This window comes from Paenibacillus sp. sgz302164, from assembly GCF_056120505.1.
In genome coordinates, this window is record NZ_JBVYOL010000014.1 from 141,301 (window position 1) to 155,610 (window position 14,310).

General features: G+C 50.6%; 17 protein-coding genes. 11 read left to right on the forward strand and 6 right to left on the reverse strand.

The annotated features are described in order from the left end of the window. Nucleotides 1-13: 13 nt before the first annotated feature. Complete coding sequence (locus AC0LWT_RS22780; RefSeq protein WP_474683573.1) at nucleotides 14-886, forward strand: aminoglycoside 6-adenylyltransferase; 873 nt, start codon at nucleotides 14-16, stop codon at nucleotides 884-886. Between the two features lie 104 nt (nucleotides 887-990). Here AC0LWT_RS22780 and AC0LWT_RS22785 read toward each other — a convergent pair whose 3' ends face one another. From AC0LWT_RS22785 to AC0LWT_RS22795, 3 genes are all read right to left on the reverse strand, one after another. Next, nucleotides 991-1,323, reverse strand: a complete 333-nt coding sequence (locus tag AC0LWT_RS22785) for a hypothetical protein (protein WP_474683574.1) — start codon at nucleotides 1,321-1,323, stop codon at nucleotides 991-993. A gap of 290 nt (nucleotides 1,324-1,613) precedes the next feature. Further along, a complete protein-coding gene (locus AC0LWT_RS22790) occupies nucleotides 1,614-1,757 on the reverse strand; it encodes a hypothetical protein (RefSeq protein WP_474683575.1) in 144 nt (47 codons plus the stop codon). Beyond that, complete coding sequence (locus AC0LWT_RS22795) at nucleotides 1,754-2,704, reverse strand: beta-ketoacyl-ACP synthase III (RefSeq protein WP_474683576.1); 951 nt, start codon at nucleotides 2,702-2,704, stop codon at nucleotides 1,754-1,756. The genes AC0LWT_RS22790 and AC0LWT_RS22795 overlap by 4 nt, the downstream gene beginning before the upstream one ends. Nucleotides 2,705-2,987: 283 nt before the next feature. Here AC0LWT_RS22795 and AC0LWT_RS22800 point away from each other — a divergent pair, with 283 nt between their 5' ends. The 4 genes from AC0LWT_RS22800 (at nucleotide 2,988) to AC0LWT_RS22815 (ending at nucleotide 6,399) form a co-directional block, all read left to right on the forward strand. Beyond that, nucleotides 2,988-3,632 carry an Lrp/AsnC family transcriptional regulator gene (locus tag AC0LWT_RS22800; protein WP_474683577.1) on the forward strand — a complete coding sequence of 215 codons (645 nt, stop codon included), beginning with the start codon at nucleotides 2,988-2,990 and terminating at the stop codon, nucleotides 3,630-3,632. 210 nt (nucleotides 3,633-3,842) lie between these two features. Next, the gene (locus tag AC0LWT_RS22805; protein WP_474683578.1) at nucleotides 3,843-4,157 is read left to right on the forward strand and encodes a phasin family protein; all 315 of its coding nucleotides are present in this window, start codon (nucleotides 3,843-3,845) and stop codon (nucleotides 4,155-4,157) included. A 13-nt stretch (nucleotides 4,158-4,170) separates the two neighbouring features. Further along, a complete protein-coding gene (locus tag AC0LWT_RS22810; RefSeq protein ID WP_474683579.1) occupies nucleotides 4,171-5,844 on the forward strand; it encodes an ABC1 kinase family protein in 1,674 nt (557 codons plus the stop codon). A gap of 36 nt (nucleotides 5,845-5,880) precedes the next feature. Beyond that, entirely contained in the window at nucleotides 5,881-6,399 is a 519-nt protein-coding gene (locus AC0LWT_RS22815; RefSeq protein WP_474683580.1) for a GNAT family N-acetyltransferase, read from the forward strand. A gap of 79 nt (nucleotides 6,400-6,478) precedes the next feature. Here AC0LWT_RS22815 and AC0LWT_RS22820 read toward each other — a convergent pair whose 3' ends face one another. Then, nucleotides 6,479-7,360 (reverse strand): LysR family transcriptional regulator, encoded by an 882-nt coding sequence (locus AC0LWT_RS22820; protein ID WP_474683581.1) that lies wholly within the window; start codon nucleotides 7,358-7,360, stop codon nucleotides 6,479-6,481. A 119-nt stretch (nucleotides 7,361-7,479) separates the two neighbouring features. Between AC0LWT_RS22820 and AC0LWT_RS22825 the strand changes: the two genes are divergently transcribed. The 5 genes from AC0LWT_RS22825 (at nucleotide 7,480) to AC0LWT_RS22845 (ending at nucleotide 11,543) form a co-directional block, all read left to right on the forward strand. Continuing rightward, a complete protein-coding gene (locus AC0LWT_RS22825; RefSeq protein ID WP_474683582.1) occupies nucleotides 7,480-8,508 on the forward strand; it encodes an NADH:flavin oxidoreductase/NADH oxidase in 1,029 nt (342 codons plus the stop codon). Nucleotides 8,509-8,534: 26 nt separating this feature from the next. Next, nucleotides 8,535-9,122: a DinB family protein gene (locus AC0LWT_RS22830; protein ID WP_474683583.1), complete on the forward strand. Its 588-nt coding sequence runs from the start codon at nucleotides 8,535-8,537 to the stop codon at nucleotides 9,120-9,122. A 29-nt stretch (nucleotides 9,123-9,151) separates the two neighbouring features. After that, nucleotides 9,152-10,039 (forward strand): YwqG family protein, encoded by an 888-nt coding sequence (locus tag AC0LWT_RS22835; RefSeq protein WP_474683584.1) that lies wholly within the window; start codon nucleotides 9,152-9,154, stop codon nucleotides 10,037-10,039. Nucleotides 10,040-10,145: 106 nt separating this feature from the next. After that, nucleotides 10,146-10,568, forward strand: coding sequence for a VOC family protein (locus AC0LWT_RS22840; protein ID WP_474683667.1), 423 nt, complete (start codon nucleotides 10,146-10,148; stop codon nucleotides 10,566-10,568). Between the two features lie 141 nt (nucleotides 10,569-10,709). Beyond that, nucleotides 10,710-11,543: a DUF6597 domain-containing transcriptional factor gene (locus AC0LWT_RS22845; protein ID WP_474683585.1), complete on the forward strand. Its 834-nt coding sequence runs from the start codon at nucleotides 10,710-10,712 to the stop codon at nucleotides 11,541-11,543. On the opposite strand, the gene AC0LWT_RS22850 is transcribed toward AC0LWT_RS22845, so the two are convergent. Then, a complete protein-coding gene (locus AC0LWT_RS22850) occupies nucleotides 11,540-12,082 on the reverse strand; it encodes a DUF1697 domain-containing protein (protein ID WP_474683586.1) in 543 nt (180 codons plus the stop codon). The two genes, AC0LWT_RS22845 and AC0LWT_RS22850, sit on opposite strands and share 4 nt — an antisense overlap. A 24-nt stretch (nucleotides 12,083-12,106) precedes the next feature. Further along, complete coding sequence (locus AC0LWT_RS22855) at nucleotides 12,107-12,355, reverse strand: DinB family protein (protein ID WP_474683587.1); 249 nt, start codon at nucleotides 12,353-12,355, stop codon at nucleotides 12,107-12,109. A 696-nt stretch (nucleotides 12,356-13,051) separates the two neighbouring features. Here AC0LWT_RS22855 and AC0LWT_RS22860 point away from each other — a divergent pair. After that, the gene (locus tag AC0LWT_RS22860; RefSeq protein ID WP_474683588.1) at nucleotides 13,052-14,263 is read left to right on the forward strand and encodes a cytochrome P450 family protein; all 1,212 of its coding nucleotides are present in this window, start codon (nucleotides 13,052-13,054) and stop codon (nucleotides 14,261-14,263) included. Nucleotides 14,264-14,310: the final 47 nt, after the last annotated feature.

Below are 14,310 nucleotides of genomic sequence, written 5' to 3' on the forward strand. Positions count from 1 at the left end.
AGGCCAAACGATTATGCGAAATGAAAAAGAAGTGCTGGCGCAAATTTTGCAATTTGCCGGTCGGGATGCGAATATTCGATGTGTTGTGCTTAACGGCTCGCGTACGAATCCGAATGCCCCGAAAGATTTTATGCAGGATTATGACGTTGACTATTATATGGCCGATTTGCAGCGTCATCCGTACAATGCCGACAGGAGCTGGATCTCCGAATTCGGCGAGGGCGTTGTCGTTCAGTATGAGTATTTTGAGGACGGCTCTTCCATTTACATGATGCAGTTCAAAGACAGCGTCAGAATCGATCTCAGTTTTAAAGACATCAAAAATATTCGGGAAGTTTTTGAAGACTCGTTAAGTAAAGTTTTGCTCGATAAAGACGATTTGAATTTGAACCTGCCTGAGCCGAGCGACCGATCCTATTTCATCAAGCGGCCTTCGCAAGATTTGTGGGATCTACACCTCGTTGAATTGTGGTGGCTCCAGGTGTATATCGCGAAAGAGCTGTGGCGGGACGAAATTCCGCGAGTGAAAAACCTCTACGACTATTATTTCATGGAATCGCTACGGTTTCTTCTGGAATGGCATGTGGGCATAAACCATGATTGGCAGGTGAACGTCGGCAGTTCCGGAAAATGGTTCAAGCGGTTTCTGGGGCCTGACATTTACAAGGCGTATATTTCGCTCTATGTGGGCGCCGACCCGGAAGAGCAGTGGAACAAGCTTTTTGAAGCGGGCGAGTTGATTCGCAAGGTCGGCATGCCGCTCGCAGAACGATTGGGATACCGCTATCCGATACTGGAAGACCGCAATGTAACGGCCTATATTGAACAAATCAGACAATTGCCGCCGGACGCCGAGTCTTTGGATGAAGGCCAAGGGGCCACTTAGCGGGCAAGCATAGCATGAATCAGGCACACCGATGCGCTTTTGGCATGGGTGTGCCTTTTTTAATATTCGGGCCGCCTGAGGGGCCTCGTTTTTGGCGCAGTCATTCATGATGCGGCCAGGCCAGGCGGCGGTACCGAAAACTTGCGATTGTTCAGGCTGCCCAGTTGCCCAGTACCCGCACGCCAGAGCCGGCTGCACAATCTGCCTGGTTGCATGAGGAAAACCTGCAAAAGTACAGTTTTTTGCCCGGTAGATGCGCTGGCCACGAAAATTCCTGCAAATGTGCAGGCTTTTCGCCGTGAACAGGGGCTCAGGTTCATTTTCACCGAAAATTCCTGCACTATCGCAGGCTTTTCGCCCAAATGGGCCTTTTTTGCGGAAAAAGCCTGCACTTTTGCATGTTTATTCCTTGTCGAGCCCCCTTGCGTTCCCAACAACAGCGAGCCCCCCCATTTTTTGCGGGAGAGATGTGGGTAGATGCCCACCTACTTCAGCACCGCAATTCGCGCAGGGGAGACATGGGTTGGGGAAGAAGGGCTGCCCCCCCAACTACAGCGAGCCCCCCTTATTGCGGGAGAGGTGTGGGTAGGTACCCACCCACTTCAGCACCGCAATTCGTACAGGGGAGGCGTGGGTTGGGGAAGAAGGGCCGTGCCCCCCACTTCAGCGACGACGCTTCATTCATTATAGGCGCCAGCCTGCTGGTGGATGGGGGGGACACGGCGGTTTAGCCGGGAGGCAGCGAAGCGCAGGTGCCTGTTACGAGCAGCCGCAAATTTGTCAACGCCTGCTCCTCTTCGCCGCCGGGCTTGCCGCCGCCGTACGGGCTCGGCCCGATCATGGCCGGGCTTGCCGCTGCCGGGACGTTCAAGCCAACTGAATGACCTGGACTCCCCATGTCAATCCAGCGCCAAAACCGATCAGCACGACGATGTCCCCGGAATGAAGACGTTGCTGCGCCATCGCTTCGGCAAGGGCTATCGGAATGGATGCCGCCGAAGTATTTCCGTATTTTTCGATATTTACAAAAAATTTGTCCATAGGGATATTCGCTTTTTCGGCGGCGCTTTCGATCATTCGGATGTTGGCCTGATGCGGAATGATGAGAGCGATGTCGTCAATCTTAAGGTTCAATTCCGCCATCACTTTTCGAAGCAAAACATCAATGATCCGCACCCCGAACTTGAAAACTTCGCGCCCGTTCATCGCAATGGGGCCTGCGACCGGCGATTTCAGCAGTTCCGCTCCGCCTTCCTCCGAACCGAGCAGGGAAAAGCCGGGAAACGTACAGTCCCGGGATTGCAGCACGGCTGCGCCGGCTCCGTCCCCGAACAGGACCGCGGTATTGCGGTCGTTCCAATCCACCAGCTTCGACAGCTTGTCCGCGCCGATCACCAGGGCGTTGCTGCAGGCGCCGGAACGGATCATATGGCTTGCGACGGATAGGGCATACACAAAGCCTGAGCAAGCCGCCGAAATGTCGAATGCGGGCGCGCGGCTTTCAAGCTTTTGCTTGACCAGCGAGGCTGTTGGCGGAAAAGCATGCTCAGGAGTCGAAGTAGCGACAATGATAAGGTCGATTTGCTCCCGCAGCAGCCCGGCCCGGTTTAAAGCTTCCACTGCCGCCCTAACGGCAAGATCGGATGTGTCCATCGATTCCACCGAAATATGCCTTTGGCGAATGCCCGTGCGTTGGACGATCCATTCATCGGATGTTTCAAGCGTCGCGGATAAATCAAAATTGGTTACCAAGCCGGGCGGTACATACGATCCCGCACCTGCAATGGCGACCCCGTACCGATCGGGATGTGAATGCACGAGTGATCCCCTCCAAACAATTTACATACACAAAAGACACAAAAACACCACCCAAAAAACCAAAAAAGAGGCGCAGATCAAAATATAACACAGGTCGTTTGAAAAGGAAATATTAAAAAACGCAATGCCGCCGCCGTGAAGAGGCGCTTGTGCACGTGCCTTGACTTTACCTGTTTTCGATGCTACGATTTAACCACAAAAAACCCAAAAACACTTTTCCACGTCATCAAGCATAGGAGGTGCGGGAACTATCGAGTCGCTTACTAAACGCCGTCAGCAATTTTTGCAAAAATTAATCGATTTGTATCAGAAAACGAACTTGCCCATTCATTACGAAACTTTGGCTAAAGCGCTGGGCGTGAGCAAATGGACGGCATATGATATGCTTAAAGGCATAGAAACTCTGGGTTTCATTTCACGCAGCTACGAGGTGAACGCCAAAGAAACCGGGCGCTCGCAGGTTGTGTTCGTGCCTACTTCCAAAGCTATGGATCTGTTCAAGCAGCTGCGCAGCGAAACGCTCGATCCGGCGGACTGGCATCAAACGGTCGGCAGCATTTCCAGGCTGCTCAAGGATTTGAAGCACAGCAGTCTCAACGAGGCGCTTCGCAAAATGATGGATGAGATTTCGAAAATCAATACCCGCATCAATTTTTGCGCATACATGATCGGCTTGCTGCTTATATACTTAAAGAAGCTCGGAGGCAAAACCGAGTCGTTGATCCATCACATTGTTCATAGGGCTCCGAGCAAGGAAACAGGGATGACGATGTTCGTCGGAACTGTCCTCGGTACGGTGATACAAACGATGAACGATGATTTGGGCATTGAAATTACGGAACTCGTATCCCAGCTTTTGAAGTCAATCGCGGATCTTTCCGGGGAAGAGAAGGAACTGCTCTCCAATTTCCTGAGTGAGGCTTTTTAAACCAAGCCGTCCTCGACTGCTTTGTTTTTGGGTCTTTTGCAGGCCGGAACCCCGGAACGCTCGGGGGAGGTGGATGAAAAAGAAACATTTATTGCACCATAATAAAGATGAGCATGCTTGGTACGGCGTTTCGCATCTGCCATGGATTACGTTTTGGGAACCAACAGAGAGCATGATCTTTTAAATTTGATAAACAAGGAGCCGTGATTTATGATGAAAGAAACTATCGGAAAAGCGATCTCGCTGGGATTAGGGCTGGCGATTGCCGGCAAAGAGCAGGTGGAGAAGACGATCGACGAGCTGGTGAAAAAAGGCGAAGTGAACCGGTCCGAATCGCGCGCTTTGGTGGATGAGCTCGTGAAGAAGGGCGAGGAAACCCGGCAGCACATAGAGTCGATGGTGCGGGAACGTGTACATGCTATTCTGGGTGAACACCGTCCGGCAACCCAGGAGGACATCGCGCGGATCGAACGGCGTTTGGATGCTTTGGAAGCTTTGCAACGGAAGGATCATACAGATAACTGACAGGAGGCCGCAGATGAACCCAGGAAAACGGATTCGACAGCTGCAGCGTTACCAGGCGATTGCCTCTGCTTTTGCACGCAACGGGCTCGGATACGTCTCTTATGAAATGGGGCTGACCGAGAAGCTTAAGATGTTTCGGAGCGCAGAACGGATGGGAATTCAGGCCAAAAGCGTCGGTGAGCGCATTCGTCTGCTGCTGGAGGAGTTGGGTCCGACTTTTGTCAAGCTGGGTCAAATCGCGAGCACGCGCCCCGACCTGATTCCGTCCCAAATCCTGAAAGAGCTGGAACAGCTTCAGGATAACGTGCCTGCGTTCTCTTACGAGGAAGCGTCGCGAATTATCGAACAGGAGCTCGGAGCGCCTATTTCAAGTTTGTTTGCGCATTTTTCCGTGACGCCGCTTGCGTCGGCATCCATCGGGCAAGTTTACCGCGCTGTCCTGCCGGACGGCACGGAAGTCGCGGTCAAAGTACAGCGGCCGGACATTCATGCGCTTATCGAAACCGATCTGGACATTTTGGCGGATTGGGCAAGGTTGGCCGAAAACCGTCTGGAATGGGCGCGGAATTACCGGCTGCGCGACATTATCGACGAGATTGGAAAGGCGCTGCGCGCTGAATTGGACTACGGGACGGAAGCGCGCAACATGGAAAAATTCGCGATCCAAAGCAAAGCCCTGAACTACATTCATGTGCCGGCAGTCTTTTGGGAATACAGCACCAAGCGGGTGCTGACCATGGCATACATAGAAGGCATCAAACTGTCCGACCATGAACAGCTTGACCGGGCGGGACTGGACCGCAGGATGCTTGCGGAGCGGTTTGCTTCGACCATTTTCCATCAGGTGATGGTCGACGGCTTTTTCCATGGCGATCCCCACCCCGGCAACGTGCTGGCGCTTCCGGACGGCAGTCTCGCCCTGCTCGACTTCGGCATGGTAGGGCGGCTGGCCGCCGAGACGAAAAAGCATTTCGCCTCGTTTGTCATCGCCCTGCGCAATCAAAGCACGAAAGGCGTCATACGCGCCATTTCGAATATGGGCGTTGTCCCCGAGGATGCGGACAAGAGCTTGCTGCATGCCGATGTCGATGAAATGCGCGAAAAATATTACAAAGTTCCGTTAAATCAGGTCAGTCTGGGAGAAGCCGTCAACGATTTGTTTACCGTGGCGTTCCGCCATCAGATACGCATTCCGGCGGAGCTGACCTTGCTCGGCAAAGCGCTTTTGACGATGGAAGGGGTAGTGTCGGCGCTGGACCCGACTTTGAGCGTCTTCGATGTGGCCGAGCCGTTTGGGAAAAAGCTGTTTCTGGAACGGTTGGACCCCATACAGATGTTCAAAACGTGGATAGAGGATGCGCCCGAGTACATGGATTTGCTGCGTGAAGTTCCGTCAGGCATGAAGCAGTTGTCTTCGTGGATGCGGAAAGGACAGGCGCGGGTCGAAATCGGGGTGCCTCAACTGGACGACCTGATGAAAAAAATGGACCGCATCAGCAACCGGCTCTCGTTCAGTATCGTGCTGCTGGCTCTTAGCATCGTGATGGTCGGACTCATTATCGGCGCCGCCCTGAGCCACTCGCAAACGATGCTCTGGCGCATTCCTATCATTGAGATCGGCTTTGTGATCGCGCTGCTCATGTTTGTGTGGCTTATTTACGCCATTTTTCGCTCAGGCCGCTTCTAGCCCTAGCCGCGATAACCGAATAAGGAGAACCATACAATGGACGACAAGCAATTTGATGACATTTTCACCATTATGAAGGCTTCGTTTCCGAATAGCGAAATGAGAACTTATGCCGGACAGCGGGCGCTGCTATCTAGCCCCTACTACCGCCTTATCACGGAAACGGATGACAACGACAAAGTGATTGCTTTTTTGGCCGCGTGGGATTTCCCTTCGTTTTGCTTCGTGGAACACATTGCCGTCGATCCGGCCGCGCGGGGAGGCGGCATAGGCGGAAAGCTAGTGGCCGCATATGCCGGAGAGTCGCGCAAACCTGTTCTGCTCGAGGTGGAACCCCCAGACAACGAATTGGCGCAGCGGAGAGTAGGCTTTTATGAACGGTTGGGGTTTATTTTCAATCATTTCGAATACATGCAGCCGCCGCTTCAGGAAGGCGAGGGCGAAATTCCGCTCAACATCATGAGCTATCCTCAATCACTCTCGAAATCGGATTTCGATCTTTTTAAAAAGATTTTATTTACCGAAGTCTACAAGGTCGCACTCTCGAACCGATAGGAAAAATTCGGTGAGTCTTCGGCCATAGTAAGATTGAAAAACCCTTGTATATCAAGGGTTTTTATCTTGATGCGGGTCTTTATCGGTGAGGTTCAGGCGTAAACATGTCTTGAGCCACTGTAAGGAATGCTCGAACTGCCGGGGAAACGGAAGCCGATGGACAAGCTAATGCCACGTTACGCCAATTGAGTTGTTTAAGGTTCCCGATTTTAATGTTTGGCTGGTCTTTCAGAAACAATTCAGGCCCGATAGTAATGCCAAGTCCTTCTTGCACCATGCTTGCGATCGTGGCACAGTCTTGAACCTCAAAACGAACCCGGGGTTTTATTTGGGCTTGGGAAAAGATTTCATCTACATGAGATCGATAAACTCCTTTAGGCATAATAAACGGTTCTTCTTTTAAATCCTGTACGTCGATTGCTTGCACTTTTTGGAAGCGATGCCCTTCAGGAAAGGCAACTACCATTTTATCTTGGATTAGCGGCAATACATGCAGATCCGTATTCACATTTTGTTGGACGACAATTCCGATATCGATCACTCCGATCTCAAACCACTCCATAATTTCATCATAAGTTCCTTCAAAAAAGATAAACTCAATGTTTGGATATTTTTTATGAAACTTGGAAATGATTTTGGGCAATATGCAAGAGGTCGCGCTAGCGAAACTTCCGATTCGTATAGTGCCGGCTTCAAGTTTTGATGCAAACGCGATTTCTTGTTTAAGTTTTTCCATCTGATTTAAGATTTCCCGGATATGAATCAGAGTTTTGTGGCCAACATCCGTAAGGATGAGACCTTTTTTGCGATCGCGAATCAAGAGAGTAATGCCCCATTCCGTCTCCAAACCGGCAATAGCATGACTTACTGCAGATTGTGTCATGTTAAGCATCTCGGCTGCTTTGGTAAAGCTGCCTAGTTCGATCACTTTGGAGAATATTTCAAATCTCGCAATGCTCATGAGTATATCCTCATATATTTGATTAATAACATTAATTTGATTCATGTTAACATGGGGAATATAATTTATGCAAGCAGTACATCTGATGCTGAACTATCCTGTCTTTGGAGGCAAATAATATGGCTCGAAAACTGTTTTCATCCATGGATCTAAAAGGTTTACACCTAAAAAATCGTATTGTCATGGCGCCAATGTGCCAGTATTCGGTTACTTCAAAAGATGGAATGCCAAGCGATTGGCACTATGTTCACTATCTCAGCCGCGCGATAGGCGGAGCGGGCCTCATTATCATGGAAATGACGGATATTGATCCCGACGGCCGAATAACCGATTTTGATCTTGGTTTGTGGTCCGACAAGCATATTCCGGCCTTCGCCAAAATTATCGACGGCGTACATGCTCATAACGGAAAGATCGGGATTCAGATCGCTCATGCCGGAAGGAAAACGGAAGACGCGGTGACTCCCATTGCTCCGTCCGCGATAAAATTCCCCGGATCACCTTATAAAATGCCGCACGCCCTATCAACTGAAGAGGTGCAAGACGTCATCCGAAAATTTGCCGATGCAGTCCGCCGCGCTATAAAAGCCGGTGTAGATACGATCGAGCTGCACGGAGCTCACGGCTACTTGATCCATCAATTCCAATCTCCTCTAACCAATAAACGAGAGGATATTTACGGCCAAGAACTTGCCCGTTTTGGCGTAGAAGTCATACAAGCGGTGAAAAAAGAGATGCCCCCGGATATGCCGCTCATCCTCCGCATCTCGGCAATTGAGTACGCCGATGGCGGATATGACATTGATCATGCCATTGAATTGTGCAAAGCCTACCGAACTGCAGGTGTCGATGTGTTTCATGTGAGTACAGGCGGAGAAGGTCCCGCCGGACAAAAAAAGCCGGGCAATTACCCGGGCTATCAAGTACCTTTTGCGCGTCAAATCCGCGAGGCTTTGAACGTACCCGTCATCGCAGTCGGTTTGCTGGAAGATCCTGAGCTGGCGGAAGCGGTTATAGACAGGGAAGAAGCGGATCTTGTCGCGATTGGCCGGGGCATGCTGCGTGATCCGTATTGGGCTGCGCATGCGGCTATAACGCTTCTCAATGATCCGGATCATATTCCGAAACCATACAGAGATGCGTATTAAAGCAGGAAAGGAGAAACAAACTTAAAATGTTAAAACGGCCGGAAAAAGACGAATATGATCCGTATTTTTCAATTTATATCAATCTTATATCCGAAGGCGATATCCGCCAATTTCTTCAACAACAGCGAAATCGGATAAACGACTTATTTGGCAGGCTTAACGAAGAAAAAGGCGAGCTGCGATATGCGCCCGGGAAGTGGAAATTGAAGGAAGTGCTCGCTCATATCAGTGATTCGGAACGAGTTATGAGTTACTGGTTGCTCAGCATCGCACGTGGAGATACGACAAAACTTTCGGGCTACGATCAGGATATGTTTGTAAACACAGGTTCCTTCAGCGACTGTACGTTTAAGGAGTTGATTGCAGATTTCCAAGCGGTCAGACAAGCGACAATCTCCCTTATGACCACGATTTCAGAGACGAATTGGTTAAGGACTGGCTATGTTGTCAATAAAGAAGTGACTGCACGAACCATGCTTTATGTAATTGCAGGACATGCGGAGCATCATTTGAATGCGATTAAGAATGCAGTTACGGTATCGGAAAAGGCTGTTTTGGAGGACAGCGTAGGTACAAGGCATCATGGAAGCGGCTGGCAGGATCATTTAAAATAGACCTATCTGCATCGATGGGAGGATTTTAGGTGAGCTTGAATGAACGTAATCGTAATAAACTGGAGAGCTTGATCCTGGAACATCAGTTTTCACATGCCTTACAGTACTTGATAGAGAATACGCTGCAAGGAATTAGATGTACAAAAGCCGGAACGGCCAACTATGATTCTCCTTGTGGCTCCAGAATCGGCGGAGATCCCGACCTTCCTTCTGAAATAGAATGGCCCTTGACGACTGACGGCATACCTATGACTTTTTTGCTTCAACTGAATTTGAAAGATTTGGCCAGGCATGACGAATCCTCGCTGCTTCCGGCTGGCGGTATGCTTTATTTTTTCGTGGGGATCGATGAGCCGGCTTATAATATTCAGCATCGCGTATTGTTTTTGCGTGAGGATCAGCTTGCTTCTGCCCAGCGCCGCTTATCTCCCGAAGTGACTGCTTTGGAAGAGCAGTTTTGCGGTTATCAGCTTGAAGCCAGGGCATCGCTTGAGCCACCGAATTATGCCTACGTCGATTATGACCGGATCGAGAACGAAACGTTCGGTTATGAAGATTACGAGGATTTGAGTTTTTCGATCAGTGACAGTCAGCGTGGCGAGGTTGCCCGATTGTTTGGTTACCCTACGAGCCAGCACGATGATTGCGAATATGAGGCGGCTTTAATGATATTGACAGGCGCAAACTACAGCTATGATAAAAATAAGGCGCTTCAACAAATAACCAATCATTTTGCGGGGGATGAGGAAAAAGCCAAGCAGGAAATTGGGGATACGCTAATGCTCCTTGAGATTGAATCGGATGACGATGTCGGATTTTTGTGGTGGGACGCCGGTGTGCTGCAATTTTTTATTCGCAAGGAAGATTTGCTGGCAGGGCGCTTTGACCGTACGTATTGCTCGCTCTATTCAAGCTGAAATATGGTGTCGAATTGTATAATTGATTCTTTGCGTTGACATGTTATAGTATAGAACTGGTAGTCCAAAAACAGCTATCAATTCAAATTAAAAGGAGCTGAGCATGGTGGCGGTAGAAGCTTATTTGAATTTTAATGGAAATTGTCGCGAGGCTGTACAATTTTACGCAGAGGTTTTTGGAACGGAACAACCCAAAATGATGACTTTCGGGGAAATGCCGCCTAATCCGGAATTTCCGCTTCCGGAAGCGGCGAAAAACCTGATTATGCACACCAGGATTTCTATTTTTGGAAGCACAGTGATGTTTTCCGACGTTTTTCCAGGCATGCCTTTTATGGTGGGCAACAATATAAGCCTGTCCATCGTGACTGAAGATGCCGACGCTCTGCAATCCGCTTTCGATAAGCTTAAAGAGGGAGGCAAAGTGGGCATGGAGCTTCAAGAAACGTTTTGGAGCAAACGCTACGGCAATTTGACGGACAAGTTCGGTGTTCAGTGGCAGTTCAATCTCGGATCGGGCGAGTGGTAATACAATCACAATATCAATGAGTTCCACTGCGATAACCTTGCTGCCCCGTCGGCGCAGGGTTATCGGCGTTTTTGCGCGTGTGGAAGCCGGGTTGTTCCGTTCCGCCGGATTGCCTGATGTCTTTGTTGGGAGTGAATACCCGTGGAAGCCAACCTTAAGAAACCGAGCGGATTGCTGCATACGAAATCCAGATCGGATAAATCGACGCTTGATTTATATTTGCCTACGCCGGAACTTGAGCTTTATGTCGAGCATTATTGGATCGTAAATTGGGATTTAAGAGGGCAGGAGCCTTACGTTTCGGAAAATTTGCCCCATCCTTCCGTACATTTGGTCATTGAGCGGGACCAGTCGCAGATCGTGGGGGTTATCAAAGAAAAATTTGCGAGACGGCTCGAAGATAAGGGCTTCGTGTTCGGGATCAAATTCAGGCCGGGGGCTTTCTACCCGTTCGTAAACAGCCCTGTTTACAAATTCACGGGACGTACAATGTCTGCGCATGAAGTTTTCGGGGCCGATTTTTCACCGTTTGAGGATGCCATTCGGGCGATGAATGACCAAGCCGGGATGGTTGAGCTAGCGGAAGCGTTCCTTCGCAAACGGTTGCCTGTGCATGACGAGACGGTTGCGCAAATGAAGTCGATTATAGACAGTATTATATCCGATAGAAAAATTACGGCCGTCGAAGACGTTGCGGACCGGTTCCAAATTTCAACGCGAATGCTGCAGAGGCTGTTCAGAAAATACGTCGGCGTCAGTCTCAAATGGGTCATTCAACGCTACCGGCTCCTTGAGGTAGCCGACCAATTGGCGAACGGCCCCCCTCAGAGCTGGCCGGAGCTCGCCATCGAGCTGGGGTACTACGACCAGAGCCATTTTATAAAAGATTTTAAAGGGATCGTCGGGCTTTCTCCCGAGGAATATGTCAGGAAAAACAGCGCTAATAGCGACCGCCAGCCTGCTTCCGACCGTTAATTTCTCATCGCTTTTGCCAGTTGGGCCAGCTTGTTCATCGTATTCCAGTTGCGCGTTGTCGATGTACTGCCCAGCTTCTGCAATTGCTTCGCCAGTTTGGAGTCCAGTATGCTGCGCCGGAACAAGAAATAAATTTCGCGTCCGTGAATGCAGTATTCGTCGTCATCGCGCTCGCTGGCGGCCAAGGAATCGACCGCCTTTTGCGGCGGAGCATCGGTAAACGCGGAAACGTGGATGCTTTCTTTTTCCGCCAGAACGAGATCCGCATAAGGGCAGTCCGCGATGATTCGGTCCAGTTCTTCTGCGGTTCTTAAAACAACGGTGCTCGAAATCCCGAAAGCCCCTTGGATTCCTTCCTCAATCCGCCGGCGCAGCTGCTCGGGGCTGTCCGGCGATTCGAACAGGACGTTGCCGCTTTGAATATACGTCTGCACCCGGTCAAGACCAATCGCTTCCAATGCGCTTTTCAGCTCGGTCATCTTGATCTTGTTATGTCCGCTCACGTTAATAGCCCGCAGCAGCGCGATATAAATTGTCATTCCGGCATCTTCCTCCATTGCTTTTTATAAATAAGGCTCTTGGCCGTTATCCATCCAATTTTCGAGCGTAGGGCTATAGATTCCGGTCGGCCGCAGCCCCGCTTGACGCATAAGCACGGTCATTTGCCCGCGATGATGCATTTCATGCTGGACCAGCAGATGCAACGATTTTGCGTTGGACCATATTTCGCCGTGCGCGTCGTGCGTGATCAGCAAATCCTCGTCGCTCCATTGGGTTTCTACCGCATGAAGCAGCGCTACCGGTGAGAACATCCATTAAGCGTCCGGTTGCTTCCGTCTCGACCTTCCATTCGGCGGCAAATGCGCTAATCGTATGATACATTTGTTTTTCCTCCTTGAAAAGCTTTTTATGAGGCCATCGTCGATTATTAATGTACATAAGAACAGCCGGGTCTGTATTGTAAAAAAGCGACAAGCCATTTGTCGCGGCAATGGGGCCCAGTGACAAGTATAGCGGTAATATCTTTGGAATGATCTTTATGGAATCCGTGTTTGGCCACCGTATTTTTATACAAATGCAAAAATAATAATTCAAACTGGCTAAGTGCCAGCAGTTCATAGCCATCCTCTTGCCCATGTATAACGACTTTATTTTTATGTGGATGTTGATTTTACCGGCATCGTTCGATCAGATTCTTAAATGTTTTGTAGCGTTTGTGAAAGTAAATCGATATAGATGGGTAAAAGTGATGGAGCATTAGCGGCAAAGAAAATTGAAGCATTGCATTGCCGCAGATTTTTTGCGGCATTTACATCGGCAGCGAAGGGCGGAGAGCAGTAAAAGATTGCCTTGACTTTTCACGAGCCAAGCGCTATCTTAAAAGTGAATTTAAATTCACTAATGAGCAGGTGATGGTAACGGCGTTTCCCAACAGGCAAGGAATTTATTTTTTTCTCTTAAAAATGAATTTAAATTCACTATTAAAAAAGGAAAGCGGTGCTTGCCCCATGCAATTGGAATCGATCGATGTATTCAGCCCTGATTTTAAAAAGAACCCTTACCCGACCTACGCTTATTTGCGCGAGAACGCTCCCGTATGGCGCATTGCACTGCCGGACGGCCAGGGGGTGTGGCTCGTAACTCGGTATGCCGATGCGTTGTCCGTACTGAAGGACGGCCGATTCGTCAAAGACGTGCGGAACGCGATGACGCCGGAAGAACGGGAGCAAATACCGCCCAAACCGGAAGTGCTGGAGGCGTTCTCGCAAAACATGCTGGATCTGGATGCGCCGGATCATACGCGGCTCAAGCAGCTCGTTCACAAAGCTTTTACTCCCCGGATGATCGAGCAGCTGCGCGACCGTGTGCAGCGTCTTGCCGACGAGCTGCTGGACGCTGTGGAAGGCGAGGGGACGATGGACTTGATTGCCTCTTACGCCTACCAGCTGCCGATCACGGTGATCGTAGAGCTGCTCGGCATTCCGTATGAGGACCGCAACATGTTCCGGGCGTGGTCGGATGATCTGGTGGCCGGTTCCGAAATCGTCGAACCGGATGAAAGGCAGCTGGCCGTATCGGCCGCATTGGCCGATTACTTGCGCAGCCTGTTCGCCCTCCGTCGCAGCGATCCGCGGGACGATCTCATTTCGGCGCTTGTCGCGGTAGAGGAAGCGGGGGAGAAGCTGAATGAAAGCGAGCTGCTGGCGATGATCGTCCTTCTGCTCATTGCCGGCCACGAAACGACCGTCAATCTTCTCGGCAACGGTATGCTTGCGCTGCTGCAGCATCCCGAACAGCTGCGAATGCTGGCGGAAAATCCGGCCTTACTACCGAATGCGATCGAGGAGCTGCTGCGGTATACGAGCCCGGTGGAAATGACGACTCCCCGTTTTGCGGGCGAGGATGTGGAGCTGTGCGGCGCGGTTATTCCGCGCGGAGAGACGGTGCTCGTCGTGCTCGCATCCGCCAACCGCGATACGGAGCAGTTCGCTGACCCCGAGCGGCTGGACATTACGCGCCGGGACATACGCCACTTGGCGTTCGGCCAAGGCATTCACTTTTGCCTGGGCGCGCCGCTGGCCAGGCTGGAAGGGCAGATCGGCATCGCCACGCTGCTCCGCCGGCTGCCCGGGCTGCGGCTGGCCGTTCCAGCCGAGGAGTTGGCGTGGCGCCCGCATCTCATATTAAGGGGGCTGGAGAAGCTGCCCGTCCTGTTTTAACCGCATGTTGAAGGCGCTAATGCCCGACCCGACAGCTGAACAATCCG

What these genes read in the sequence shown, in the direction of transcription:
- AC0LWT_RS22780 (WP_474683573.1), top strand. Translation starts at nt 14, where the DNA reads ATGCGAAATGAAAAAGAAGTGCTGGCGCAAATTTTGCAATTTGCCGGT.
- AC0LWT_RS22805 (WP_474683578.1), top strand. Translation starts at nt 3,843, where the DNA reads ATGATGAAAGAAACTATCGGAAAAGCGATCTCGCTGGGATTAGGGCTG.
- AC0LWT_RS22810 (WP_474683579.1), top strand. Translation starts at nt 4,171, where the DNA reads ATGAACCCAGGAAAACGGATTCGACAGCTGCAGCGTTACCAGGCGATT.
- AC0LWT_RS22815 (WP_474683580.1), top strand. Translation starts at nt 5,881, where the DNA reads ATGGACGACAAGCAATTTGATGACATTTTCACCATTATGAAGGCTTCG.
- AC0LWT_RS22820 (WP_474683581.1), bottom strand. Translation starts at nt 7,360, where the DNA reads ATGAGCATTGCGAGATTTGAAATATTCTCCAAAGTGATCGAACTAGGC.
- AC0LWT_RS22825 (WP_474683582.1), top strand. Translation starts at nt 7,480, where the DNA reads ATGGCTCGAAAACTGTTTTCATCCATGGATCTAAAAGGTTTACACCTA.
- AC0LWT_RS22830 (WP_474683583.1), top strand. Translation starts at nt 8,535, where the DNA reads ATGTTAAAACGGCCGGAAAAAGACGAATATGATCCGTATTTTTCAATT.
- AC0LWT_RS22850 (WP_474683586.1), bottom strand. Translation starts at nt 12,082, where the DNA reads ATGACAATTTATATCGCGCTGCTGCGGGCTATTAACGTGAGCGGACAT.
- AC0LWT_RS22855 (WP_474683587.1), bottom strand. Translation starts at nt 12,355, where the DNA reads ATGTTCTCACCGGTAGCGCTGCTTCATGCGGTAGAAACCCAATGGAGC.
- AC0LWT_RS22860 (WP_474683588.1), top strand. Translation starts at nt 13,052, where the DNA reads ATGCAATTGGAATCGATCGATGTATTCAGCCCTGATTTTAAAAAGAAC.